Here is a 24,278-nt window from a genome sequence, read left to right as displayed (position 1 = left end):
GACTCAGAGACGCAGCACCCTAGAGGCCGAGGTAGGCGGCGATGCCGTTGGCGTGCCCTCGGGCGGTGGCGGTGATGAAGGCGGCGCGCTTGAGCAGGTTCGCATCGGCCACGGTGTCGATGAACAGGTTCTCGGTCAGGACGGCGGGCATGGCGGTCTCGCGCAGCACATGGAAGTTGGCGGTCTTCAGGCCGCGGTCGGTGACCGAGCCGACGGTGCGCATGCTCGACAGGACCCGGGAGTGGACCGCACTGTGCAGGGCGCTACCGGTGCCTGGGTACCGGTAGCTTTCGAAGCCCGTACCGCCGCCGGAGTTGATGTGGATGCTGACGAAGATCGTGGCGCCCCACGCGTTGGCGTCGCTCGTACGGTAGGTGAGGCTGCGGGTTATGTCTGAGGTGCGGGACATCCGTACGTCGACGCTGTAACTGGCCTTGAGGATGTCGCGGGTCTGAAGCGCGATGCTGAGGGTCAGGGCCTTCTCGGTCAGGCCGTTGCCGACGGCGCCGGGGTCGGTGCCGCCATGCCCGGGGTCGAGGTAGACCTTCGGGACCGCCGCGTGTGCGGTTCCGGCCGCCGCCCAGGGAGCCACGACGAGACCAGCGGCGGCGGCCAGCAGAGTGCGGCGGCGCGCTGAGGAGTTACTGATCACGAGCACCTCTCCACGGAAGTAGGGGTGCCGGGAGGCCGCCGTGGGCCGCCCATACCCGTACGGGCTGGCACGGCGTCACTGTAATGCATGGAAATAGATGGATAGAAGATCTTCGCCTTCCGGCTGGCCGCACGCGCCGGCTCCCCTGCCCTGGCCGTCCGTGTTCCGGCTCAGCCTTCGCACGTTACCGGCCGGGAGCCTGCTGAGCGGCAATCGGGCGGGCGACCGGGGAAGCCGGGCCGCCCGCCCGAGTGCCACCGGAACGGGTCAGAGTTCCTGCACCCAGTACGGGGAGAGGTCCATCCAGCCGTTGGCGCCGGCGCCGTGCTTCCGGCCGCTGCTGGCGGTGCTCAGGGTGTACCAGGCGTCCACGAAGTCCGGGTCGTCGGTGTACCAGGAGGTCGGAATGGCGTCGAGGATCGCGTTGACCAGCGGGGCGTACGCGCCACCGTCCACGATCACCAGAAGGGCACCCGCGATGGCCTTGACCAGGGCCGCGTAGTTGGTGTCCCCGTCGTCCTCCATCATGACCACGTCGGCCAGGTTGTACTTGTACGAGGAGAAGTGCACCAGCAGCTGGTTCGGCTGGTAGGTGGTGCCGTCGTGGTCCAGGTACGGCATCTGCACCAGGTCGACCTTGACCTTGCCGTCCAGCCCGAACCCGGCCACGAGGTTGTAGATCTCGGCGTCCCCCTTGATCCAGGGCTCCTCGTCGTCGTTCAGCCGGACGGCGTCGACCTTGGTGGCCCAGTAACCGGCCGACGCGGTCACCCCGGAGGGGCGGGTCGCCGGACGCGCCGGAGCCGCCCCGCCGATCCCCCGCGCGCCCAGCTCCCGGCGCATCAGCGCCAGCCCCGCGGTGAGCGCCCGCTCGGTGTCCACGTCGACCACGAGCACCGGCCGCCGCGGCACCCGCGCGGCGTCCAGCACCACCGTGGCGCCGGAGCGGTCGTACGCGGTCACGCTCGGCGCCGAGTCGTCGGGCGGGGTGGCGGCCACCAGCGGCGCCTCGCCGCGGGCCAGCGCCGCGCGCATGTCCGGGTGGGCCAGCCGCAACCGCAACAGCGAACCGGTGCCGCCCGGCAGGCCCTTGGCGGCGAGCAACCGCTGGTTGGCGGCGCGGAGGTCACCGGCGAACCGGGCGTCGACGCCGGCGGCGAGCAGGTCGACCGGGCCGTTCACGGCGGAGACGCCCAACCGGGTCAGCTCGGACCGACCGGCGAGGGCCACCTGACGGGCCACGCCGTCGGTGATGGCGGACACCGGGCTGGCGACCGCCGGGGCCGGTGCGAGGTGGTCGGGCCGGGCGTACGCCGGAGTGGCGACCGCCCCGACCAGCGTGGCGGTCGCGATGCCGATCGACAGGACGGCGCGTCGGAAGGTACGTCGGTTCACATGGACTCCTCTGCGTCTCCCGGCCATCGGCTCGTGGCGGCGACCAAGAGATTGACGACTGTGGCTACATAGGTATACGTCCATCGATAAGTCGTCAACGCCCATGACGCTCTTCTCCGGAGGCTCGTGCGCGACCGGCAACTCCCGCCGCCGGGCCGCAAAAACGGTCAACCGGCACCGGTCCCCGCCCCGGGTCGCCGCACGTCCGTTCAACGGGGCAGCTCGCCCGGTGCGCCGCGTCGGCATGGGCGCGGCCATCGCGGGTAGTACCCGGAACATGAGGGCGAGTTTCCGGCTCGGCCGGATTGCGGGCGTACCGGTCGGGGTCAACTGGAGCGTCCTGGTCATCTTCGCGCTGATCGCCTGGGGGCTGTCGGCCAACCAGTTCCCCCGGGCCTACCCGGACCGGCCCGTCGCCGCGTACGTCCTGGCGGGGCTCGCGGCGGCGGTGGTCTTCTTCCTCGGCCTGCTCGCCCACGAGATCTCGCACGCGATCGTCGCCAAGCGCAACGGGCTGGAGGTCGGCGGGATCACCCTCTGGCTCTTCGGCGGGGTGGCCGAGCTGCGCGGCGAGGCGCGCGACCCGGGCGCGGAGCTGCGCATCGCCGGCGTCGGCCCGCTGGTGAGCCTGCTGATCGGGCTCTTCTTCGGCGCGATCGCGGTGGTGCTCGCCGTGGCCGGGGTGGAGGGGCTGCTGCTCGGCTCGCTGGCCTGGCTGGCCGGCATCAACGTGCTGCTGGCGGTCTTCAACGCCCTGCCCGCCGCCCCGCTGGACGGCGGGCGGCTGCTGCGCGCGGCGGTCTGGAAGGCGACCGGCGACCGGACGAAGGCGTCGGTCGTCGCCGCCCGGGCCGGCTGGGTGCTCGGGGCGGTGCTGATCGGGCTGGGGCTGTGGCAGTTCCTGGCCGGCGTCGGCTTCGGCGGGCTGTGGCTGGCCCTGATCGGCTGGTTCCTGATCGGCGCCGCCGGCATGGAGGAGCGGCAGGCCCGGATGGGCAGCGCGCTGGAGGGCGTCCGGGTGGCCGACGTGATGACGCCGCAGCCGCAGACCGCGTCGGGGCAGATGACGGTGGGCGACTTCGTGGACCACTACCTCTTCGCGTACCGGCACACCGCGCTGCCGCTGACCGAGGACGACCGGCCCGTCGGCCTGGTCACCCTCGACCGGGTGCGGGGCATCCCGGCGGACCGCCGGGCCGGCACCACGCTGGCCGAGGTGGCCTGCCGCGCCGACGAGCTGGTGCTCGCCCGGCCGGACGAGCCGCTGAACGAGCTGCTCCCCCGGCTCAGCGAGTGCGCCGACGGCCGCGCCCTGGTGGTGACCGACGGCCGGCTGGTCGGGATCGTCTCGCCGAGCGACATCAGCCGGGCGGTGCAGCGCGGCAGCCTCCGCGAGCAGATGGCCGGCGACCGGCGCTGACCGGCCGCCGGCCGCACCGCGGCCGGGTCGTCAGCAGCCCGCGCGGCCAATCCTCGCCTGCCGCAGCGGCGGCGTCGTGCCCCGCTCCCCCGGCGTCCGCCCGTCAGGACCGCGGCAGGTAGCGGTCGAGCAGGTCGGTGCGGAACGTGCCGGCCGGGTCGAGCCGGCACGCCAGGTCGACGAAGTCGGCGTACCGGGGCAGGGCCGCGGCGACCGCCGCCGGGGCGAGGCCGAACACCTTTCCCCAGTGCGGGCGCGGCGCGAACGGCGCGAGCCGCTCCTCTACCGCCGCCACCACCGGCAGCACCGCCGCCGCGTCGGCGGTCCAGGTGAAGTGGATGGCGAGGCTGTCCCGCCCGTGGTTCGGGCTGAGCCACAGCCCGTCGGCGGCCACCGCCCGCAGCTCGCAGACCTGGAGCACCGGCGCGATCAGGTGCGCCACCGGGTCCAGCGCGGCCAGCGCCGCCGACGCCGAGGCGCGCGGCACGTGGTACTCCGACTGCAACTCCGCCCCGCTGCTGGGGGTGAACCCCAGCCGGAAGTGCGGCAGCCGTTCGTGCCACGGGCCCGGCTCGCCGAGCTGCGGGGTGCAGTTCTGCGCGGGCATGCCCGGCACCGGGTGCCGCGGCGTGTCGGCCGCCGTCGTGCCGAGCCAGTCCGCCGGCAGCGGGGCCGCGTCCGCGCGCTGCTTGACCCAGACCTCCCGCAGGTGCGGCGACCGCCAGTCGGTGAAGACGCTGACGCTGTACGCCGAGGCGAACGCCTCGTCCAGCGCCGCGCGGGAGAGGCCGAGGCGGACGTGCTGGCGGATCTCGAAGGTCGGCACCACGTCCAGGGTGACCCGGGTGACGACGCCCAGCGCGCCCAGCGAGACGACCATCCCGGCGAAGGTGTCCCCGTCGGCCGCCCTGTCCACGGTCAGCAGGTCGCCGCCGGCGGTGACCAGTTCCAGCCCGGCGACCGCGCTGGCCAGGTTGCCGATCGTCTCCCCCGAGCCGTGGGTGCCGGTGGCGACCGCCCCGGCGACCGAGATGTGCGGCAGCGAGGCGAGGTTGGCCAGGGCGTACCCGCGCGCGTGCAGCCAGGCCGCGAGGTCCCCGTACCGCATGGCGGCCGGCACCGTGACGGCCCGGCGGTCCGGGTCGAGCGCGACGGTCGCGGGCAGCCCGGCCAGCGAGACCAGGTCGCCGGTGGTGTCGCCGAGGCAGTTGAACGAGTGCCCGGTGCCCACCGCCCGGAGGCGGTCGCTGCCCGCCACCAGCCGGCGCAGCTCGTCGAGGGAGGAGGGGCGGTGGTGGCGGCGGGCGGCGTAGCGGACGTTGCCCGCCCAGTTGCGCCGCGGCCCGGCCCCGGCGGTGGTCACTGGGTGCGGTGGTGGTCGGCGGACCGGTCGGCGGCCGGGGCCCCGCCGAGCGCGTCGACGAAACGGTCCCCGGCGTGCCGGGTCAGCGCCGCCGCCACCTCGACGGGCTTCTCCCGGACCCGCGCCAGGTCCAGCAGTTCCACCGCGGCCCGGCCGTCGATCGGATTGCGGGCGTCGGCCGGCAGGTCGGCCAGCGCGCCGAGCGCGGGGACCAGCAGCAGTCGCGGCGTCGACGGCAGCCCCTCCCGGGCGGGCGGCCGGGCCAGCGCCAGCACCGCGACCTCCGCCCACGCGATCGTGCGGCGCAGCCCGGGGCGGCGGACGCTCAGGCCGTCGGCGCCGATGACGAACCGGAACGGGCGCAGCAGGCCGACCAGCACGCCCCCGCCCAGCAGCACGGCGCCGACGGCGACCAGCCGGCGCAGCAGCGCGTGCTCCCCCGGCAGCGCCAGCAGCACCCCGCCACCGATCACGCAGGCCAGGGGCAGCACCAACGCCCCCCGGTTGCGGTGCAGTTCCATGTCGTACCCCCGTTCGACACCGTGGTCGTCGGGACGCATCATCCGACGAGCACCGGCGGGACGGAAACCGGTCGATCGGGCACGGTTACCGCGCCGTCGTCGGGGAACCCTACGCCGATGAGCAGCTACCGCGATCCCGCCCCGCGGGGCGACGTGTTCCCCTCCGAGGAGGAGATCGACCCCACCGGCACCGGACCGGTGTCGTCGGGCGTGCCGCCGGTCGGGGCGTACCCGGCAGGCACCACGCCCGGTCCCAAGCCGGCGCCGCCGCCCACGCCCCCGCCGCGCCCGGTGCCCCATCCGGGGCCGGCGCCCCGGGCGGTCGCCGCCGGCGGCCGCGCCTGACCTCCGGCGCGACGGGTCCGCCGCCCCGCCGGGCGGCGGACACCCCGCCGGCTCAGAGCTGGGGCCTCACCTCGGCGGCGACCAGCTCCAGGTGGTCGAGGTCGGCCAGGTCGAGCACCTGGAGGTAGAGCCGCTCGCTGCCGATCTCGGCGTACCGGCCGATCTTGTCGACCACCTCGGCGGGCGTGCCCGCGAGGCCGTTCTCGCGCAGTTCGTCCGGGTCCCGGCCGATCGCGGCGGCCCGCCGGGCCACCTCGGCGTCGTCCCGCCCGCAGCAGAGCACCAGGGCGTTGGACCAGCGCAGCTCGCCCGGGTCCCGGCCGGCCTCCGCGCACGCGGCGCGGACCCGCGCGAACTGGGCGGCGGTGTCCTCGACCGAGACGAACGGCATGTTGAACTCGTCGGCGTACCGGGCGGCCAGGCGGGGCGTGCGCTTCGTGCCCTTGCCGCCGAGCAGGATCGGCGGGCGCGGGTCCTGCACCGGCTTCGGCAGCGCCGGCGAGTCGCTGACCGGGTAGTACGTCCCGGCGAAGTCGAAGGTCCCGCCGGGCGGCGTCGCCCAGAGCCCGGTGACGACGGCGAGCTGCTCCTCCAGCCGGTCGAAGCGCTCCCCCAGCGGCGGGAAGGGAATCCCGTACGCGGTGTGCTCCTCGGCGTACCAGCCGGCGCCGATGCCCAGCTCGACCCGGCCGCCGCTCATCTGGTCGACCTGCGCGACGGTGATGGCCAGCGGGCCGGGCAGCCGGAAGGTGGCGGCGGTCATCAGCGTGCCCAGCCGGATCCGCCGGGTGTCCCGGGCCAGGCCGGCGAGGGTGGTCCACGCGTCGGTCGGACCGGGGTCGCCGCTCACCGCGCCCATCTTCAGGTAGTGGTCGGAGCGGAAGAAGGCGCCGTAGCCGGTTTCCTCCGCGCAACGGGCCACGGCGAGCAGGTCGTCGTACGTCGCGCCCTGCTGGGGTTCGGTGAAGATCCGCAGTTCCATGCCCCGAGCATAGGGAGCGCGCCGGGCCGGCGCGCCGATCCGGCCCTTCCCCGGACGGCCACGCCGGGCGGATGCCCGCCGGGCGAAGTGGCGGGCATCCGATAGCGGCGTCCCTGGCCCCGGGTCGCCCGCCGGTCCAGAGTGGAGGCCGAGCGACGAGGCGAGGAGGAACCCATGGAGGACCAGCACCGGGACGGGCTGACGGGGGCGGTGGACGCGCTGCTCCCGGAGGTGTCCCGCCGGGCCGGGGAGATCGAGGCGTCCCGGGGCCTGCCCGCCGATCTGCTCGACTCGCTGCGGGCGGCCGGCTGCTTCCGGATGTTCGTCCCCCGCAGCCACGGCGGGTACGAGGCGGATCTGCGCACCGGGCTGCGGGTGCTGGAGGCGCTGGCCCGGGCCGACGGCTCCACCGGATGGACCGTGATGATCGGCGCCGAGACGCCGCACCTGGTGGCGATGCTCTCCCGCGACCGGTTCGACAAGGTCTACGCCGACGGGCCGGACGTGGTCGTCGGGGGCGGGTTCGCCCCGCAGGGGCGCGCCGAGCCGGTCGACGGCGGCTTCCGGGTCACCGGCCGGTGGGCGTTCGCCAGCGGCGCCCGGCACGCCGACTGGATCTTCGGCAACTGCGTGCTGACCGGGGACGGCGAGCCGCTGCCCGGGCCGGCGGGGGCACCGCCGGCGGTGCGTTCCATGCTCTTCCCGGCCTCCCGGGTCACCGTGCACGACACCTGGCACGTGCTCGGCCTGCGCGGCACCGGCAGCCACGACATCGAGGTGGCGGACGCCTTCTGCCCCACCGAGGAGAGCTTCGACCTGTTCACCGGCGTGCCCTGCGTACCGGGGCCGGGCTTCGTGGCGCCGCTGGTCCACTTCGTCCTGCACCTCGGCGCGGTGGCGGTCGGCATCGCGCAGGGCGCGCTGGACGACATGGTCACGCTGCTCGAGGGCGGTCGGCAGCGGCTCTACGCCCGGCAGTCGCTCGCCGACTCGCCGGCCTTCCGCCTCCAGTTCGGCCGCGCCGACCTGGACGTACGGGCGGCCCGGGCGCTGCTGCGGGACCTGGCCGACGAACTCTGGGCGGCCTGCGCCACCGACCCGGCGGCGATCCCCGCGCTGCACCCGCGGATCTCCGCCGCGCTGCCCTGGGTGACCGAGCGGGCCGCCGCCGCGGTCGACACCTGCTACCGGGCGGCCGGCGGCGGGGCGGCCCGGGACTCCTCGCCGCTCCAGCGCCGGTTCCGCGACATCCACACGTTCAGTCAGCACGCGGCGGCGGCCGAGGGCTGGCTCGCCAACAACGGCGCGCGGGTGCTCGGCCGACCGGTGGAACTGGCCTACTGACGGCGGGGAGAGGCAACGCGCGGGCGGCGGACGGGTGTCCCGGAGCCGGGGCACCCGTCCGCCGTCGATCGACGGTTCAGCAGCGCTGCCGCTGCCCCGTGTGGTGCACGCCGACCTTGCCCACCACGGTCAGGTCGGTCAGGGCGGTGTTCGCACCGCGGTGCACGTAGCACGAGTAGCGGTGCTGGTTGATCACTTCGAGGTGGATGTGCACCCCGCTGTCACCGTTGACCTGGTAGCAGCTGGACCAGCGGAAGCGGCCCGTCTCGCCGAGCTTGGTCCAGGGACCGACCGAGGCGCCGACGACGATGCCACCGGGCTTGTTGTTCACGTGCATCACGTCCGCCCGGCCGAGGATCTGCCCGGTCGTGGTGTCCCGGGCTTCGAGCCCGATGCGGTAGCCGCCGTCGGCGAGGTTGCGGGTCGCGCAGCCCGCCTGGACGGTGACCACCTTGACGGCGACCGGGTGCCCGGAGGCGGTCTTGGTGCCGAACGGCGAGACGATCGTGGCGCCCGGGCTGCGGTAGATGTCGACGGCCCAGTCGTTGGGGTATCCCCAGTGGCCGAAGACGATGTGGTGTGAGCTCGGCCCGGAGAGGCCGAACCGGTCCCAGGTGGACGAGCCCTGGATCGGCGGATAGACGTTGACCGTGTCCGCTGCCGGATGCGCCTGCGCGGCGCCGACCGGCGCGACCACGGCGCCGACCACGAGCGCGAGAGCGGCCACCGCAGGGGCGAGACGACTGAAGTTCACATGATCTCCATGGCTGTCCTGGCGCAGCGGGACTCGGCGGACATCGCACCGGGTGGCGCACGAGCGGGCCTGCGCGCGATCCGGCGGATCCTATACCACCATCGATGGATTTCATGATCGACTTCTGTCCGTCCGCCGCCCGGCCCCTGCGGTCCTCCCGGATCTCCGGGCTGCCGTTCAGACGTACGGGCGGGTGGCGTACGCCGCCCTCAACGCGGCCAGCCCCGTCGACTTCGGCGACAGGGTGCCCCAGCCCGAGTTGAAGTAGTTGGTCCGCGCGATCCGTGGTCCCCGCTCGGCGTTGAGCTGGGCGATGGCGGCCGGCACGGTGGCGATCCAGGCCGCCTGGTCCGGCACCTCCGCCACCCGTACGCCCCACTCGGCGATGATCACCGGGCGGGAGAGGGCGACGGGGCCGAGGTCGGCCACCGCCCAGTCCTTCGTCCGGCGGAACCGGGCCAGCGCCGTGTGGGTGGGGCTGGTGGCGTAGGCGTTCCACTGGAGGAAGTCGAGCTTGGCCATCAGCGCCTCCGGGTGGGTGCGCTGGAAGCAGGCCCGGTCGAAGCCGCCCACCCCGACCGAGAACGTCGTGCCGGCGGGCAGCTGGCGAGCCTTGAACCAGTTCACGATGTACGTCATCGCCTGCACCGCGCGGGCATCCGACTGCGCCCACGGGTAGGTCACACCGGACTCGGTGGTGCCGAACTCGTGGTCGGTGTCCAGCTCGGAGGCGAGCTGGATGTTCACCCCGAAGCCCAGGGTCCGGTACTGGGACAGGGCGCGGGCGAACAGCCCGTCGCAGTGCCCGGCCAGGACCTGGCTGTAGCCGTACGCCCGGGGCCAGGTCGTGCCCGGGCGTTGCTGGATGGTCATCGCGGGCGCCGGGACGGTGTAGGTCACGCCGTCCACGGTGAAGGTCTGCGGCCCGGCGTCGGGCGCGCCGTAGTGCTTCAGCTCCAGCACCATGTTCATCTGCACCCCGGCCCTGCCGAGCGTGACGAGCCACGGCCGTTGGTAGCCGGGGAAGGTGTAGCCGTCGGCGAAGCTGCGGTACTGCGTCAGCGAGCGGAAGTTGCCGCCCGCCATGTCGGCCGTCGGGTCGGCGCCCCCGGAGAGGTAGTAGCCACCCAGCACGGGCGGCGCGATCGTGTAGTCGGCGGTCGCGGTGGCGGTGCGCCCGCCGTTGTCGCGCACCGTGACGGTGACCCGGGGCATCACGCCACCGCCCGGTAGACGGCGACGGACCCGTTGTCCGACGCTTTGGTCCAGGTGCGGCCGGAGTCGTCGGTGACGGCGAGGGTGAGCGGGTCGATGACGGCGGTGACCCTGACCGGCGCGCTGCTGTTGCCCTGCGCGTCGGTCACCACGATCGTGACGGTCACCGGCTTGGTGTCGGCGTCGCCGTAGGTGACCGTCAGGACCATCTGGTCGCCGGGTGAGTAGGTGGAGGCGTTCAGGGAGGCGGTGGCGGTGGGAGCGGCCATTGCCGGCTCCTCTCGTGCTCGGTGACCGGACCGACCGGCTCGTGGCCACGGTCGGTTCCGGTGGGGAGGATGGGTCGGGCGACGACCGGGTCGCCGGGCACGCGACGGCGTGGGCCCGGGACGGGTCGTGGGTACGGCTCGCCGGCCGCGCTCGTCTCGGGGTTGCCGCGCGGCTCCGGTGGCTGCCGTGATGGGACGTCGGTGTCGGTGGCGGTGAGGCGGCTTCCGCCCGGGCACCCGGGACGGTGACTGCCGGAGTGCGACCCCGCGGTGCGTGGGCGGCCGGCGCTGCGCTGCGCTACGCCGGGGCCGTCGCGGGGTCGGGCTCGGTGACGGCGGTGTCGGCGGGGACGATGCTGTCCCCGCCGGGCCCTAGGAATGGGTTGTGGCCCGCCATCCGCACGCCTCTGACCTGCTACAACAGTGCGCCGCGAAGGCGTCCGGCGTCCTGTCCGCTATCGGACGGCCGGCGCGTCCGGCAGGTGACTGCGCACCGGCCGGAATTGTGCCGAAGCGGCCCTGGCGACGACCTCCTCCGGGCTGAGCGGCGCCTTCGGGTGGTGGGACAGGCACATCGGCGTGTCCACCTTGACGAACGCGAAGCCCTCCCCGGCCACGTAGAACTGGCCGCTCTGCATGAGGCCGATGTCGGGCAGCCGCCCGCCCTTGGCCTCCGCCAACTGACGTGCCGCGTCGATCTGCGCGGGAGCGTTGAGCAGCCCGAAGAACTGCGTGGTGGCGTTGCCGGAGATCTGGTTGTGCAGCCCCTTCGGCGCCTGGGTGGCGAAGACCAGCCCGAGCCCGTACTTGCGGGCCTGGGAGGCGAGGGCGATCGAGCTGGCCGTGCAGGCCGTCTGCCCGGTCGACGGAGCGAGGGTCTGTGCCTCGTCCATCACGAAGAGCCCGCCCAGCGGCCGCTCGCCCGCCGGGTGCCGCTTGATCCAGGCGAACAGGGCCATCTGGAGCTGGTTGACGAAGCCCTGCCGTTCCTGGTCCGACGTGAGCCCGACAAAGCTGATCACCGAAATGCGTGCGCGACGGCCCGGCGAGGGGGTGAGCAGCAGGCCCGGATCGGCCGGGGCGCCGATGCCCCCGAACAACGGATCGGTGACCATGGCGGCCTTCAGGGTCTCGGCCAGGTCCTCGGCCAGCTTGTCCGCCCGACTCAGCCGGCTCACCCCGTCGGGCAGTTCGGCGAGGAACTCGGTGAAGCCGGGCAGGCCCACCATCCCGCTCCTCGCGTACGCCTGGAGGGCCTCGGTCAGTACGGCCTTGCCCTGCTGGGCCACCTTCGTCGGCCGGTCCACCCCGGCACGCGGGGCGAGTGCCTCCACCGCCGAACGGATCGCCTGGTCGAACTCGTCCGGCGAGTCGCGGACAGGGGCGAAGTCCGGCAACGGCTGGAAGCTCAGCGGTCGACCGGCGTTGACCCGGGGCGTCCAGACCACCACCTCGGTGTGGTCGAGGTGGTCGCGGGCCCGCTCGGCGTCGCCGGGGCCCCAACCGGCGGGTGGTTGCGGCCAGGGATCGCCCAGGCGGGCGAGGTCGTTGTTGGGATCGAGCACGATCGCGGAGACGCCCTCCCGCGCGCACTCCTCGACCAGTCGCCGGATCAGCACGGTCTTACCGGAGCCGGAGCCGGCGAAGATCACCGTGTGACGGCGTAGCGACTCCAGGTCCACCGCGAACGGCCGCGCCCCGTCGGTGGTCCGCCCCAACAGGATCGAAGTTCCGTCGACGGTGATCCTCCCGCCGTCGACCCGCGCGTCGTCCTCGCCGCCCACCTCGGCAGTCGGCCCCTCCGACCGGGCGACCGGCCCGGCCTGCGCACGGGCCGCCCCGGCGGAGTCGCCGAGGATCCTGGCGAACAACTGCGTGGAGCCGGCCGGTCGGCGCGCGACCAGCCACTCCTGAAGAACAGAGGCCGGTTCGCCGCTCAGCTCACGAAGTGCGGCGAACACCCGCAGGTCCGCCTCCGGAACGCCGCAGCGGACGCCGCCGGCCGCGTCGAAGGCCGCCAACACCTCGGCCGTACGCTTCCCGGTCGGCCACGGGCCGTTGCGCAACAGCACCAGCCGCCGCTGCGGCAGCACACGGTCGAGGCCCGCCATGGTGCAGGCCGCCTTCACCCTGGCGGTCGCGGCGATCGCGTTCGGATGGGAGATCCCGCGGAAGCACCAGTGCGCCTCGTTCTCGGTGGCCTCGTCCAGCACCTCGATCAGCCGCCCGTGCAGCGCCGGTTTGCGGCCCGGCAGCGGGTCGTACCTGTAGCTGGCGCCGGTCGGGGACTGCTCGGCGATCCAGGCCGCCAGACCGGCGGCAAGGAGCGCCGGCATGTGCTCGTCCTCGGTCCGGGGATCGAGCGCGCCCGCCACGTCCGCCCCCGCCACCAGCTCGGCGAAGCGGGCGTCGAGCTGCCGCAGGCGCATGGCGTCACCAGTGTCCGTGTCGCGGCGTGGCTTCGGGCCGACGGCGGCGCTCCCGTCCGACGGCTCGGACCCGCCGACGACGTGGTCGCCGGCCTCGATGAGACGGTCGAGCTCGGTCACCTCGCCCCGGTCCCGGCACCAGGCGACGTGCCGATCCACCCGGCGCAGCAGCGCCCGGGGCGTCAACGCCGGGGCGTCGACGAACGCCTCGGGGCTGATCGGCCAGGTCGGATACGGCGGTGCGAAACGCGGCCCGGCGAAGGCTGCGGTGAACCGCTTCGCGACGATGGCCCGACCGATCTCGGGGGTGGGAATCCGGTCGGGCAGGGTCGCCTGCCGGAACCGGTCGCCGACCGGGGTGGGTGCGCTCCTGATCAACAGCTCCCAGGTGTCCGGCAGGCACGACACCACGATCAGCGTCCGGCGGGTGATGTCACGCAGTTTCAGCAGACCGTCGGCGATGGGCCCGATGAATCTCGCCTGGGCGTCCTCCAGCCCGGCGTACTGGTCGAACATGGCCGTGCTGGTCTGGGCGAAGAGCGTGTCGAGCTGGTCGACGGCTATCACGGTGGGATCGAGCGTCAACGCCATCAGCCGGGAGACGTCCTGGACGATCTGCTGCGGGGTGCGGATCGCCGGAGTCAGCCCCCACGCCGCACGGCCGACCGGGTCACCTGGCTCGGAGATCAGATGGGCGTAGCCGACATCCTGTGCCTCGAAGTCCAGCGCGCCGTGCAGGACGAGTGCCCGCGCGGTGTCCTGGCAGTCCCGGCCGATCTCGCGATGGCGCGTCCGCAGGGCCCGCGCGAAGGTGTCCAGGTGCTCCCGGGTGACCGGCTTCGTGCCGGCGACCGCGTCGCGTACTTCCGCCGGGATGCCGAGCTGGGCGGTGAGCCGACGCAGGAACGTGCGCAGCTGGGTGCCCCAGCCGATCGCGTCCCGGCCCATGCCTTCGACCAGAGCCAGCGCAACGCTCTCCCAGAACGTCTTCCCGCTGACCATGTCGACCAGGAAGAAGTAGCCGCCCTCGCGCTGGATCCGGTCCCGCACCGCCCCGAGCAGGTGGGTCTTGCCGGCACCGGCCCGCCCCTGCATGGCGACCCCGAGGGGAACGGTGGTGTCGTCGGTACGGGCCTTGCCGACGCCGCGCAGGATCTCCGCGACCACCTTTTCGTGCAGCTCCGGCACGTCGTGCGGGCTGGGCCGCCACACGTCGTCGGGGGTGACCGCCGGATTGAGACTGACCGCCTCGAGCGCGGCCCGTACGTCCTCGGGGATCATGCCGAGCCGATCGCCAGGGTGTGGTTCTCCTCGTCCCCGATGCGCACCGCGGCCGCCCGGTCCCGCGCGGTCAACGACTTGGTGTTGGCGACGGGGATGATCCGGACGCCGTCCCGGTGGACCATCGCGCGCAACGTCGCGTCGACGGTCGCGCGGTCCTGCCTGCCGAGGCGCTCGCGCAGGTCGGCGAGCCCCACCCAGGCTCCCGGCTCCCGGGCCAGCTCGTGATAGGCGGCGCGGATCAGAGCCTCCACGGCGTCCGGCTCGGTGGCCGCCGGCGCCGGCGCGGCGCCAGGAGGCGTCAGACCGGCCGCCGGGCCCGAAGTGGCCGACGGCTGCGTGAAGAAGTCGGCGTGGCTGAGCCCCAACCGGTTCAGCGAGCGGTGCAGGTTGGCCAGCAGGGTGAAGAGTGAACGGGTGGCGGAGCCACTGCGTGCGGGCGGGGCGCCGGCGTGCAGCTGCCGCATCACCCGCCACCCCTCGTCGGTCAGCTCGTGGGAGAAGGGCCGGTGGGAGCGGTCGGTCTCGACCAGGCCGAGCTTGACGAGTTTGGCGTTGTCGGCGCCGGTGAGGCTGAACCCGGCCAACTCCTTCAGCTCGTTGTTGGTCAGTTCGCGGGCCTCGACCATGAGCACCACAAGCGCGTTGATCTGGTTGGGCGTCAGGTGGGGAAGGTCCGCCGTGCTCGTCATGGTGCCTCTTCTTCGTGGGGGTGCGTGCCGGTCAGGCGACGACGGGTCAGCAGTTGCCGGATCATGCCGACCACGGCCTGGACGTCGGACAGCACCTGCTCGTTGGTGAACCGGAGCACGTCCAGCCCGAGGAGTTGCAGCCGCACGTCACGCCGCCGGTCGTTGGCGAATCTGATTCGACCCCGATGTTCCGGGCCGTCCACCTCGACCGCAAGTCCCTCGGCCGGCCAGAAGAGGTCCAGGCGGTAGGTCTCGCCGAGCAGGTGCCAGTCGTACGTGTGGTTCCAGCGCCTCCCCCGGGCCCACTCGTGCGGCGTCAGCGCCAGCTCCAGTGCCTGCTCGGCGGCGCTGTCGCCGCGCGGCACCCCGGACAGCGGCGGAAACGTCAGTGCCGGCGAAGGCTCGCGGAGGGTGTCGGGAACCCGACCCGTCTGCACCGCCAACTCGGTCAGGCTCGACGGCAGCGACACCTGCACCGGTCGGATCCGGTCGACCGTCCGCAGCTCTCGCCCGGCCAGCCAGACGGTGAGACGGCCGTGCCGCACCAGCCATTCGGCGGCGGCGACCAACGCGCGTTCGGTGTCCGTGGTCAGCTCGTCGGTCAGGCCGACCAGCAGGACGCATCCGTCACGGTCGTACGCGGAGGCCATGACCCGGGCCAGGCCGGCAGCCCGTACCTCCGCCGGGAAGCGCGGCCGGTGCTGCCGGTGCTTCCCGCGCAGCGCGCGCTCGGCGAGGTCGGCCAGGAACGGGCCGAAGTGCTCGGAGCGTGCGGCGGCCCGCAAGGCGAGGGACCGCACCGCAGCGGCGCCCAGCGTGCCGGAACCGTCGAGCCGTTCGGCACCGGGCAACCAGCGGGGGAACAGCGTGAGCGCTGCCCGGTCCAACTCGTCGAGGATGGCGGCGAGCAGGTCGGCGAAGCCCCAGCGGGCCGGTACGTGGTACCGAACGACGACCGGAGCGGCGGCCGGTGCCGGATCGAGTCCCACGTGGAGCAACTCGGCGTCGATGCCGGGCAGGTGGCTGACCTGCCGCAGCGGAAGGGCCTCCCACCACGCGCCGGGAGGTACGGCACTGGCCACGGCCGAGCACGTTACCGACGATCGATCGGGCGTGCCGCCCGCCCCGATCCGCTTGCCCGTGCCTGCACCGCTGTGGCCGGGTACGGCCAACCGGCTGCGGCTGTGGTCCCACCCCGACGGGGAGCCTCTCTGGCCGTGTCGGGGGCGGCGGCGGACCCGGAGTCGGCCGTACAGTGTGCCGACCGTTCTAACGAGGAGGGGTTCCGTGACCCAGCCACCACCGGTGCCGGGCTCCCCGGGTTCCGGCGAGGCGCCCGGAAGCACCGACGGTGACGATCCCGGGAGCGCGACGCCCTACCTGCTCGTCATGCCGTCCACCGAGGGCGCGCCACCGCCGATGGTGTGGCCCGGGGCCGAGGGCGCCCCCGCCTGGGCGATCCCCGTCAGCATTCCGGCCGGGACGCGCGGGTACGCGGTGTTCATCCCGCTGGTGCCGGCCGCCCCCACGGCGGCTCCGGTCGCCTTCGACCCGCCGGCCCCGGCACCGGCCGCCCCCGCCGCCAGGCCGGCCGAGGCGACCGCCACGAGCATCCCGACGGCCGTCGTCGAGCCGGCGAAGAGCATCCCGACGCAGACCGCCAGGGTGGCGGCGGCGGACGCCGCGGCACCGGCCGCCGCGCCGTCGCCTGAGGCCGTCAGCCCGCCGCCGGAGGGCACCGACGCCGCACCGACCGCCCCCGCTGCGCCCACCACGAACGGGCCCACCAGCGAGGCGGCGCCCGCCACCGGAACGCCCGCGACCGCCACGCCGGCCGCCGCGGGAGCACCGGCCGCCACGCCGGCCCCCGTGGGAGCACCAGCGGCCACTGCGGCGGGCACCGGCGCATCCGCCGCCCCGCCGGGAACAGCCGTCCAGCAGCCCGCCGCCGCGCCGCTGCCGACGCCGTACCGGATCGGGGTGCCGTCCGGCGCGCCGGCGCCGTACCGCGGCTACCAGCCGATCCCGCGCCCGCCGTCGTTCCTCGACACGCGCTGGCCGGGGCCGGCGCCCGCCCGGGACCGGGCCGTACCGGCCGCGATCCTCGCCGGAGCGCTGGGGCTGGCGTTCTTCGTACCGCTCACCCGCACCGGCATCGGCTGGTTCCTCGGCTGGCTCGCCCTGACCGTCGCGGTGGTCCTCGCGGTCCGCCGGACGGGCGCGGAACTGCCGCGCGCCGACCGGCGGATCCGCGCCGGCTGGGCGGTGGCGGCCCTGGCGCTGCTGTCGGTCCTGGCCTTCCGCAACGCCTGGTGGCTGGTGACGTTCTGCGTGCTCGGCGCGCTCGCCTGCGCGACCCTCGCGATCGTGGGCGGTCGGCTCGTTCGCTCGATCCTGTTCAGCCTGGTGGCGGCGCCGTTCGCGGCGTTGCGAGGGCTGCCGTGGGTGCGTGGGCACCTGCACGCCCCGGCGAACCCGGGTCTGGTCCGTCGCGTCGTCGGGTCGGCCGCGGCCACCCTGGCCGCGCTGATCGTCTTCGGCGCGCTCCTGTCCTCGGCCGACGGCGCCTTCTCCGTGGTGCTCGGCGAGATGATTCCCGAGGTCAACGTCGGCACGGTGTTCCGCTGGATCTTCCTCGCCGCCGTGGGCGGGCTCTGCGCCGTCGCCGCCGTCTACACGTTGGCCGCGCCGCCCGACCTGTCGACGGTGGACCGGCCCGGTACGCGCCGCTTCGGCCTCGTGGAGTGGGCTCCCGTCATCAGCGCCCTGACGCTGCTGTTCGGCGGCTTCGTGGCCGTGCAGTTCACCGTCCTGTTCGGCGGGCAGCGGCACGTGCTGCGCACCGCCGGCCTCAGCTACGCCGAGTACGCGCGCAGCGGGTTCTGGCAGCTCGTCGTCGTCACCCTGCTGACGCTGGCGGTGCTCGGCGGGGTGGCCCGCTGGGCGCGGCGGGACCAACCCGTTGAGCGCCACCTGCTGCGGGTCCTGCTGGGCCTGCTCAGCGTGCTCAGCTTCGTCATCGTGGTGTCGGCGCTGTCCCGGATGTACACGTACCAGAAGGCCTACAGCTTCACCGGCGAGCGGCTCTTCGTGATGGCGTTCGAGCTGCTGCTCGGCACCGTGTTCCTGATGATCCTGGTGGCCGGGCTCCGCTGGCGCGGGGCCTGGATCCCCGGCACGACGGTGGCGCTCGCCGTGGTGATGCTGCTGGGCCTGGCCGTGCTCAACCCGGAGGACTACGCCGCCCGCCGCAACATCGCCCGGTACGAGCAGACGGGGAAGATCGACGCCTGGTACCTGCGGGCGCTCTCGGCCGACGCGACGCCCGCCCTGGCCGGCCTGCCCGACCCGGTGCGCCGCTGCACGCTGAGCTGGATCGCCGACGACCTCGACGAGCCGGACCCCTGGTACGCCTGGAACCTCGGCCGGGTCCGGGCGCGCGCGGCGCTCGACCGGGCCGGGCCGGGCGCCGTCGGCGGCCCGCGCGACTGCAGGGCGGCCGACCAGTTCGACCTGCCCAAGCGCCGCCGGTGACGGGCCCGCCGTCCCCGGGTCGACCGGGGACGGCGGGGTCGGTCAGTCGAGGTGGTCGGCCGGCGTGGTCTGGAGCAGCCAGGCCAGCGGCATCCTGGCCCGTTCCTCGTACGCGCCCCGCCCGCCCAGCTGGTGCAGGGTGACGGTCTGCCCGCTGTCGCGGTCCACCACCCAGTAGCGGGGGATGCCGGCGGCCGCGTACTCCCGCGCCTTCGTCACCGAGTCCATGGCCTCCGACCCCGGCGAGACGATCTCGATCACCAACGCCACGTCGGCCGCAGCGGACCAGACCGCCCGTGGCGGCGGCTTACGCCAGACCGTCAGATCCGGGAATCGGCCGCCGTCGCCATCCGGCCCGGGAATGCGGATGCCAGCGGCCTGAAGGACCTGCTCGGCGGGCCAACCGGCCATGATGAGCCAGGCGAAGAGGCGACTGGCGATCACGGCGTGCTCCGAGTCGGAGGGCGGCATGACGGACAGGACCCCCTCGGGGCTCGTCTCGTAGCGATGGCCGTTGGGGTCGGCGGCGTTCATCGCCGCGACGTCGTCGAGCGTCACGACGGCGGGCATGTGCATGCCGACGGCCTCAGCGCTCATTGCCCCATCCTAGGCGACGAGCAGCACGAGCCCGGCCGATGCTCACGCCGGCGCCGTGCCTTGGACGGCCCAGGCCCGGGCGGTGAGCCGGACCGACCCGTCCGGCGCCACGGGCAGTCGGGTCGACAGCAGGTCGCGCAGGCGGGCGCGGTCCGGCGCCGTCAGGGACGCGACGTACGTCGGGGCGGGGCCCTGACCGCCGAGGAACGGGGTCCAGTAGTCGTCGACGTCCGCGAACACCGTGGGCACGTCGACGGGCCGGACCGCCACCGCCGTCAGCCCCGCGTCGGTCCACATCCCGCGTAGGAAGTCCGGGTCGCACACCGCGAACCGGCGGCCCTCGTCCCGTTCGGCCACGGCGGGGTCGAGCAGGGCGGCGGCGTCCCAGAAGTGACGCAGCAGCGCCATGCCCCCGGCGTAGTCCCAGACGTAGGCGGCGACCACCCCACCCGGCCGGGTGACCCGGGCGAACTCGGAGACGGCGCGCGCCGGCTCGGGCACGAAGTTGACCGCCAGGCCGCTGACGACGACGTCGACGCAGCGGTCGGGCAGCGGCAGCGCCCGGGCGTCGCCGACCTGGAAGGCCGCCCGCGCGTCGCGGACCGCCGCGCGGGCGTACGCCACGAAGCCCGGCGAGCTGTCGACGGCCGCGACGTGCGTCGGGTCGGCCAGCGTCAGCACGGTCGACGTGAGCGCGCCCGTGCCGCAGCCCACGTCCAGCCAGCGCCGGCCCGGCGGCACGGCCAGCCAGTGCAGGAACTCCCTCGCGACCGGGCGGCTCCACCGGCCCACGTACGCCTCGTAGGCCTTGCCATCCGCCCAGACCGGGTGAGTCATGCGCAAACGATACGACGCACGCGGCGTGGCGGGCCGGGTACAGGCCAGGGCTGGTGGGCCGGTACGCAGCGGTTCGACTCGATCAGCCAGACTCGGTCGTACCCCTGCCGGCCCCGACAGCTCCCGAGCGCACCCCCGTACCCCTCGTCCGATGGTTGGAGCGCATGTCCCACACCCTCCTCGTCTGGTTGGTCGGCGGCGTCATGCTGGTGGGCGCGGGCTTCGCGACGGCCCTGCTGCCCCGGTCGCGGGCGCGGGGGCGGGAGCAGCGGACCGCCTGGTCCGCCGCGCGGGCGGCCATCGACAGCGCGGCCGTCAGCCGCGACGCGGCGACGACCCGGGTGCCGGAGGCCGAGCGGTTGCTGGCCCGCGCCGAGGCGATCGCCGCCGGGCGCGGCGGGGCTTCCGCCGCGCACGCGGCGGCGCAACACGCGAGGGAGGCCGACCGGCTGTGGCGCACGCACCAGTGACACCCCGCAGGCACCACCGGTACGAGCTGCTGCGGTGGTCGCTGCTCGCCGTCGCCGTGGTGGTCCTGGTGGTCTTCCTGCTCGCCCAGCGGCAGAGCGTCGACGTCAGCTACGGCCGGTCGCCGGCCGCCACGGCGAAGATCGACGAGGGCTCGGCCGGTGAGCTGAGCGACGCGAGCGTGCCCTCCGTGGCCGAGATGACCGCGCTGGTGGCCGCCGAGCCGGTGGTGCGGCTCCCCGGCTCGACGGCGCGCTGGAACGAGCAGCGGGTCCGCGAGGCCGCCGGCGACCGCCCCGTCCGGATCCTGGTCGCGCCGCCCGGGCTCGACAAGGACGAGCGCGACCGGGTGCGGGACGTGGAGAACGCGACCATCCGGGTGATCGGCACCGAGGTCAGCGGCGGCATCTACCAGGCCGTGGCCGACACGCTGCCCGACTGGCGGGCGCAGTTCGCCACCGCCGACGTGACGAACCTGCTGGTGGGGCTGATCGCCGCGCTGCGGGACGCGCCCGACCCGCCCGAGCACGACGAGCTGCGGTGGCGCGCGCCGACCGACCGGGAGCTGGCCGCCGTCGCCGCCGACCTGCGGGCCACCGGCCTGCACCTCGGGGCCGGGGCCACGCTGACCGGCGTCCCCGACAGAGCCGCGCGCAACGCCTTCCCGGACGGCGCCCGGTACGTGGCGCTGCCCGCGCAGCCGTTCGGCGAGCCGGTGCCCCGGTACGGGCCGGCGCTGGCCGAGCTGTTCCCGGGCACGCCGATCGTCGTGATGTACGGGCTCTGGATCGAGTACCACGGCCCGGCGGCGGACGACTTCGCGGAGCTGGCCGGGGCGAGTTTCTACGGCCAGTTCGCCGACCGGCTGAGCCGCTACGACTACCCGCAGGGCAACGTGCTGACGGCATACCTGAACCGGGTCACCGACCTGCGCTACTCGGGGCTGTTCGACCGTCCGCTGCCGTACCGGCCGATCGATCCGCTGCGGGTGGCGCTGCCGGCCCTGCCGTGGATCTTCGCGGGCTGCGTGGGGACCTTCCTGATCCTCTCGGTCCGGTCGATGCGCCGGCCGGACGGGTTCGGGGTCCGGCGGGGCGACCCGGGGCGGGGCGGCACGCCCGCGCGGTTGGCGGGTCTCACCGCGCTCGCCGTCGAGATGTCCCTGCTCACCGACGCGCGCAGCAACCCGGCGCTGACCCGGGGCGTCGTCAAGCTCCAGGCGGCCCGCGCCGCGCTGGACGAGGAGCTGCCGGACCGCCACGCGCGTACGTTGCTCAACGAGGCGTCCGAGGAGCTGGACGACGCCGCCCGGACGCTGGGGATCGCCAGCTACCGCCCCGCCCTCTACCTCCGGGGCAGGCTGTCGTGAACCCGTCCGTACGCCGTCGGCTCGGTGACCTGTTCGGCACGCCCTTCGGCATCGCCGTCCTGGCCTGCCTGGTGCTGGCCGGCTGGGCGTTGTGGACCGGCGGGGCGCTGGACGGTCCGGTCGCCCGGCAGGTGCGCGCCTCGTCCGTGTACGTCGCACCTGGCGTCGAGCTGGACCGCGCGGCGGCCGAACGGGTCATCGGCAACCGCCGGCTGGTCGTGCTGATGCTGGAGCCGGGCGCCGACCTCAGGCAGGGCTGCCGCCAGGTCGAGCGCGCCGCCGACGGGACCGTCGTGCTGGTGATGAGCCGCGACTCCGACGAGTACGACACCTACGGCTGCGCGCTGCTGCCCGGGCGCGACGACGGGAACTTCGGCCGGGCCTTCGTGGCGGAGATGACCATCAGCCGGGGCGTCGACACCTTCGCCGACCGCCCCCTGGAGGCGCTGAAGGTCGTCACCGTCAACTACGACCTGCTGGTGAAGGCCGGCACCGTCCCCGACGGCGCGCGGACGATCAGCCCGTCACTGCCCCGCTTCCTGCTCGCCGGCGCCGCGGTCGTGGCCGTCGTAGCCGGGGCGACGGTGCTCTACGTGGGTGGCCGCCGCGCGGGCCGGCTCGCGGACGCCCGTCGCCGCCGCCGCGACGAGAACGCCGACGCCCGCGGCGCGCTCGGCGCCGCCGCGGCCGTGCTGGCCCAGCAGATCATCGACCTCGACCAGCGGTACGCCCGAGCGCAGCGCCAGGCATACGTCAGCGGCGCCGAGGAGGCGTTCGGCAGGAAGTACCTGGCGCTGACGTCGGACTACGCCGCGCTGATCGAGCGCGTCGCGGCCGTGGACGCGGACGACGAGGACGCCGTACGCCGACTCGTCGAGCGCGTCGACGCGCTGGGCGGGCGCGCGTCGGCGCTCGCCGGGTCGGCGGCCGGACACGGGGCAGATCCGAAGGCCGCCCGGGGCGCCGGCACGTCGCGCTCCGGCGACTGACGAGGGGCGACGAACCGCGTCGACGACGACCGCCGCCGGCCTGGTCGGCTGACACCGTGGGCGTTCACTGCGGCGCCGACCGTACGGCGGCACCGGGTCTCTCCTGGCCGCGGAAGCGACGGCGGTGCTCGGCCGGGGTGACGCCGGCGACCCGCAGGAAGGCGCGGCGCATCGTCTCGGCCGAGCCGAAGCCGCAGGCGCGGGCGATGGACGCGACGCCGGCGTTCCCCGTCTCCAGCAGCGCGCGTGCCGCGTGCACCCGCATCCGTTCGACGTACCGGGCCGGCGTGGTGCCGATGCCGCGACGGAACAGCCGGGTCAGGTGGCGCTCGCTGACGGCGGCGCGGGCCGCCATCGCGGCGAGGCTGTGATCGGCTGACGGTTCCGCCACGACCGCGTCGAGCACCCGGCGCAGGACCGGTTCACGCGGCGCGGGCCCGGCGCCCGGGGCGTCGAACTGTGCCTGGCCACCGGGCCGCTGGAGGAACACGACCAGATGCTTGGCGACGGTCCGCGCCCGGTCGACGCCGAGGTCCTCAGCCACGAGGGCGAGCGCGAGGTCGATGCCCGCGGTCACCCCGGCCGAGGTGGCGACCGGGCCGTCCCGGACACAGATGGCGGAGCCGTTCAGGACCTGGACCGGTCCCGCCACGTCCAGGAGGACCGCGCCGTCCCACACCACGAGGACGATCTCGTGCCCGTTCTCTGCCGTCACACTCTGTAGGTCCGCCGTACCGGCCGGCTGGTTCCCGCGGGCGGCCCCCTTCGGCACGTACGGAGCGGGATGCGGCACCGGACCCGCCGATACGGACCGGGGTCCCTCGCATCCGGACCTGCCTCGCGGCCCGCGGAACCAGGGCGGCGGCGTGACCGACCACCGGGACATGCGGAAGCTCAGCTCGACCGACAGGAGGCGATCGATGTTCAGCACGGACGTGAACCGGCGGACGGTGTTGCGGGCGGCGGTGGCCGGCGGGGCCGGCGTCGGCCTGGCCGCCACCGGCCTGGGCGACCCGGCCCGGGCGGAGCGGCCCACCGACCCGGACGGGCCCGCCCGGGGCCCCCGCATCGCGATCCTGCTCTTCGACGGGATCGCCCCGATCGACGCCATCGGCCCGTACGAGGTGCTGTCCCGGATCCCGGGCGCCTCCATGGTGACCGTCGGCAAGCGGACCGGCCCGGTCCGGACGGACAACGGCGTGCTCACCCTCGGGGTGGACCGCACGCTCAGCCAGGTGCGCCGCGCCGACGTGCTGCTGGTGCCCGGAGGCAACATCCATGGCGTCCAGACCGATCCCGACACGATCCGCTGGATCCAACGCATCCACCGGCACACGACGTGGACCGTCTCGGTCTGCACCGGCTCCCTGGTCCTGGGCACGGCCGGCCTGCTGCGCGGGCTGCGGGCGACGACGTACTGGAGCCTGCGGGACCAGCTCGCCCAGTACGGCGCGACGTTCGTCCCGGGCCGCTACGTCGAGGCGGGCCGGATCATGACCGCCGCCGGCATGTCCGCCGGGATCGACATGTCCCTGCACCTCGCCGCGAGGATCGCCGGCGAACGGATCGCGCAGGCGCTCCAACTGGTCGTCGAGTACGACCCCGATCCGCCGTTCGACACGGGCAGCCCCGAGAAGGCCGGCCCGGAACTGATGCGCCTGGCGCTGGAGTTGCTGGGGCAGCCCACTCCCCGCTGACGGCAGCCCGAGCGTGGCCCGTACCCGTCGGCCCGGGGCGTCGATCTCGCCGCCCCGGGTCGACGCACCGCCTCCCGCTCGCATCCGCGGCGGTCGTCACCGTCGTCGCCGGGCGACGGCGCTGC

The 24,278-nt window shown here is 74.4% G+C and carries 22 protein-coding genes; 8 read left to right on the top strand and 14 right to left on the bottom strand.

All coding sequences use genetic code 11. From position 1 onward, the window contains the following. Positions 1-19: 19 nt before the first annotated feature. Both ACLQ22_RS25745 and ACLQ22_RS25740 read right to left on the bottom strand, forming a co-directional pair. On the bottom strand, positions 20-658 hold the full coding sequence (locus ACLQ22_RS25745; RefSeq protein ID WP_425694588.1) for an N-acetylmuramoyl-L-alanine amidase family protein: 639 nt from the start codon (positions 656-658) through the stop codon (positions 20-22). Between the two features lie 261 nt (positions 659-919). After that, positions 920-2,047: a DUF3103 family protein gene (locus ACLQ22_RS25740; RefSeq protein WP_425694587.1), complete on the bottom strand. Its 1,128-nt coding sequence runs from the start codon at positions 2,045-2,047 to the stop codon at positions 920-922. A gap of 277 nt (positions 2,048-2,324) precedes the next feature. Here ACLQ22_RS25740 and ACLQ22_RS25735 point away from each other — a divergent pair, with 277 nt between their 5' ends. Further along, positions 2,325-3,467 carry a site-2 protease family protein gene (locus tag ACLQ22_RS25735; RefSeq protein WP_425694586.1) on the top strand — a complete coding sequence of 381 codons (1,143 nt, stop codon included), beginning with the start codon at positions 2,325-2,327 and terminating at the stop codon, positions 3,465-3,467. A 103-nt stretch (positions 3,468-3,570) separates the two neighbouring features. On the opposite strand, the gene ACLQ22_RS25730 is transcribed toward ACLQ22_RS25735, so the two are convergent. After that, positions 3,571-4,830 carry an FAD-binding protein gene (locus ACLQ22_RS25730; protein ID WP_425694585.1) on the bottom strand — a complete coding sequence of 420 codons (1,260 nt, stop codon included), beginning with the start codon at positions 4,828-4,830 and terminating at the stop codon, positions 3,571-3,573. After that, positions 4,827-5,393 carry a hypothetical protein gene (locus tag ACLQ22_RS25725; protein WP_425694584.1) on the bottom strand — a complete coding sequence of 189 codons (567 nt, stop codon included), beginning with the start codon at positions 5,391-5,393 and terminating at the stop codon, positions 4,827-4,829. Before ACLQ22_RS25725 ends, ACLQ22_RS25730 begins: the two co-directional genes overlap by 4 nt. Before the next feature lie 75 nt (positions 5,394-5,468). On the opposite strand from ACLQ22_RS25725, the gene ACLQ22_RS25720 reads away from it, so the two are divergent. Beyond that, positions 5,469-5,696 carry a hypothetical protein gene (locus tag ACLQ22_RS25720; protein ID WP_425694583.1) on the top strand — a complete coding sequence of 76 codons (228 nt, stop codon included), beginning with the start codon at positions 5,469-5,471 and terminating at the stop codon, positions 5,694-5,696. 52 nt (positions 5,697-5,748) lie between these two features. On the opposite strand, the gene ACLQ22_RS25715 is transcribed toward ACLQ22_RS25720, so the two are convergent. Beyond that, a complete protein-coding gene (locus ACLQ22_RS25715) occupies positions 5,749-6,678 on the bottom strand; it encodes an LLM class F420-dependent oxidoreductase (protein ID WP_425694582.1) in 930 nt (309 codons plus the stop codon). A gap of 174 nt (positions 6,679-6,852) precedes the next feature. Between ACLQ22_RS25715 and ACLQ22_RS25710 the strand changes: the two genes are divergently transcribed. Next, positions 6,853-8,022 carry an acyl-CoA dehydrogenase family protein gene (locus tag ACLQ22_RS25710; RefSeq protein ID WP_425694581.1) on the top strand — a complete coding sequence of 390 codons (1,170 nt, stop codon included), beginning with the start codon at positions 6,853-6,855 and terminating at the stop codon, positions 8,020-8,022. A 76-nt stretch (positions 8,023-8,098) separates the two neighbouring features. Here ACLQ22_RS25710 and ACLQ22_RS25705 read toward each other — a convergent pair whose 3' ends face one another. From ACLQ22_RS25705 to ACLQ22_RS25680, 6 genes are all read right to left on the bottom strand, one after another. Continuing rightward, positions 8,099-8,776 carry a hypothetical protein gene (locus ACLQ22_RS25705; RefSeq protein WP_425694580.1) on the bottom strand — a complete coding sequence of 226 codons (678 nt, stop codon included), beginning with the start codon at positions 8,774-8,776 and terminating at the stop codon, positions 8,099-8,101. 177 nt (positions 8,777-8,953) lie between these two features. Further along, a complete protein-coding gene (locus tag ACLQ22_RS25700) occupies positions 8,954-9,991 on the bottom strand; it encodes a hypothetical protein (protein WP_425694579.1) in 1,038 nt (345 codons plus the stop codon). Further along, the gene (locus ACLQ22_RS25695) at positions 9,991-10,260 is read right to left on the bottom strand and encodes a hypothetical protein (RefSeq protein WP_366641807.1); all 270 of its coding nucleotides are present in this window, start codon (positions 10,258-10,260) and stop codon (positions 9,991-9,993) included. Before ACLQ22_RS25695 ends, ACLQ22_RS25700 begins: the two co-directional genes overlap by 1 nt. A 455-nt stretch (positions 10,261-10,715) precedes the next feature. Next, complete coding sequence (locus ACLQ22_RS25690) at positions 10,716-13,970, bottom strand: ATP-binding protein (RefSeq protein WP_425694578.1); 3,255 nt, start codon at positions 13,968-13,970, stop codon at positions 10,716-10,718. Beyond that, entirely contained in the window at positions 13,967-14,662 is a 696-nt protein-coding gene (locus ACLQ22_RS25685) for a hypothetical protein (protein ID WP_425694577.1), read from the bottom strand. Before ACLQ22_RS25685 ends, ACLQ22_RS25690 begins: the two co-directional genes overlap by 4 nt. Beyond that, entirely contained in the window at positions 14,659-15,744 is a 1,086-nt protein-coding gene (locus ACLQ22_RS25680) for an endonuclease domain-containing protein (protein WP_425694576.1), read from the bottom strand. The genes ACLQ22_RS25685 and ACLQ22_RS25680 overlap by 4 nt, the downstream gene beginning before the upstream one ends. A gap of 205 nt (positions 15,745-15,949) precedes the next feature. On the opposite strand from ACLQ22_RS25680, the gene ACLQ22_RS25675 reads away from it, so the two are divergent. Further along, positions 15,950-18,196, top strand: coding sequence for a DUF4153 domain-containing protein (locus tag ACLQ22_RS25675; RefSeq protein WP_425694575.1), 2,247 nt, complete (start codon positions 15,950-15,952; stop codon positions 18,194-18,196). Positions 18,197-18,238: 42 nt separating this feature from the next. On the opposite strand, the gene ACLQ22_RS25670 is transcribed toward ACLQ22_RS25675, so the two are convergent. Both ACLQ22_RS25670 and ACLQ22_RS25665 read right to left on the bottom strand, forming a co-directional pair. After that, on the bottom strand, positions 18,239-18,793 hold the full coding sequence (locus tag ACLQ22_RS25670; RefSeq protein WP_425694574.1) for a Uma2 family endonuclease: 555 nt from the start codon (positions 18,791-18,793) through the stop codon (positions 18,239-18,241). Positions 18,794-18,835: 42 nt separating this feature from the next. Next, positions 18,836-19,630: a class I SAM-dependent methyltransferase gene (locus tag ACLQ22_RS25665; protein WP_425694573.1), complete on the bottom strand. Its 795-nt coding sequence runs from the start codon at positions 19,628-19,630 to the stop codon at positions 18,836-18,838. Positions 19,631-19,794: 164 nt separating this feature from the next. Between ACLQ22_RS25665 and ACLQ22_RS25660 the strand changes: the two genes are divergently transcribed. The 3 genes from ACLQ22_RS25660 to ACLQ22_RS25650 are packed head-to-tail and all read left to right on the top strand — an operon-like array spanning position 19,795 to position 22,456. Continuing rightward, positions 19,795-20,100: a DUF6403 family protein gene (locus ACLQ22_RS25660; RefSeq protein WP_425694572.1), complete on the top strand. Its 306-nt coding sequence runs from the start codon at positions 19,795-19,797 to the stop codon at positions 20,098-20,100. After that, a complete protein-coding gene (locus ACLQ22_RS25655) occupies positions 20,082-21,467 on the top strand; it encodes a hypothetical protein (protein ID WP_425694571.1) in 1,386 nt (461 codons plus the stop codon). The genes ACLQ22_RS25660 and ACLQ22_RS25655 overlap by 19 nt, the downstream gene beginning before the upstream one ends. Continuing rightward, entirely contained in the window at positions 21,464-22,456 is a 993-nt protein-coding gene (locus ACLQ22_RS25650) for a hypothetical protein (RefSeq protein WP_425694570.1), read from the top strand. Before ACLQ22_RS25655 ends, ACLQ22_RS25650 begins: the two co-directional genes overlap by 4 nt. A gap of 64 nt (positions 22,457-22,520) precedes the next feature. Here ACLQ22_RS25650 and ACLQ22_RS25645 read toward each other — a convergent pair whose 3' ends face one another. Then, positions 22,521-23,171, bottom strand: coding sequence for a GlxA family transcriptional regulator (locus ACLQ22_RS25645; RefSeq protein WP_425694569.1), 651 nt, complete (start codon positions 23,169-23,171; stop codon positions 22,521-22,523). A 205-nt stretch (positions 23,172-23,376) separates the two neighbouring features. On the opposite strand from ACLQ22_RS25645, the gene ACLQ22_RS25640 reads away from it, so the two are divergent. Next, positions 23,377-24,153 carry a DJ-1/PfpI family protein gene (locus ACLQ22_RS25640; RefSeq protein ID WP_425694568.1) on the top strand — a complete coding sequence of 259 codons (777 nt, stop codon included), beginning with the start codon at positions 23,377-23,379 and terminating at the stop codon, positions 24,151-24,153. Positions 24,154-24,278: the final 125 nt, after the last annotated feature.

It is taken from the genome of Micromonospora sp. DT178 (assembly GCF_049841695.1).
Lineage (GTDB): Bacteria > Actinomycetota > Actinomycetes > Mycobacteriales > Micromonosporaceae > Micromonospora.
The sequence above is the reverse complement of the archived record's forward strand: the minus strand, read 5'-3'. Positions and strand labels throughout refer to the sequence as shown.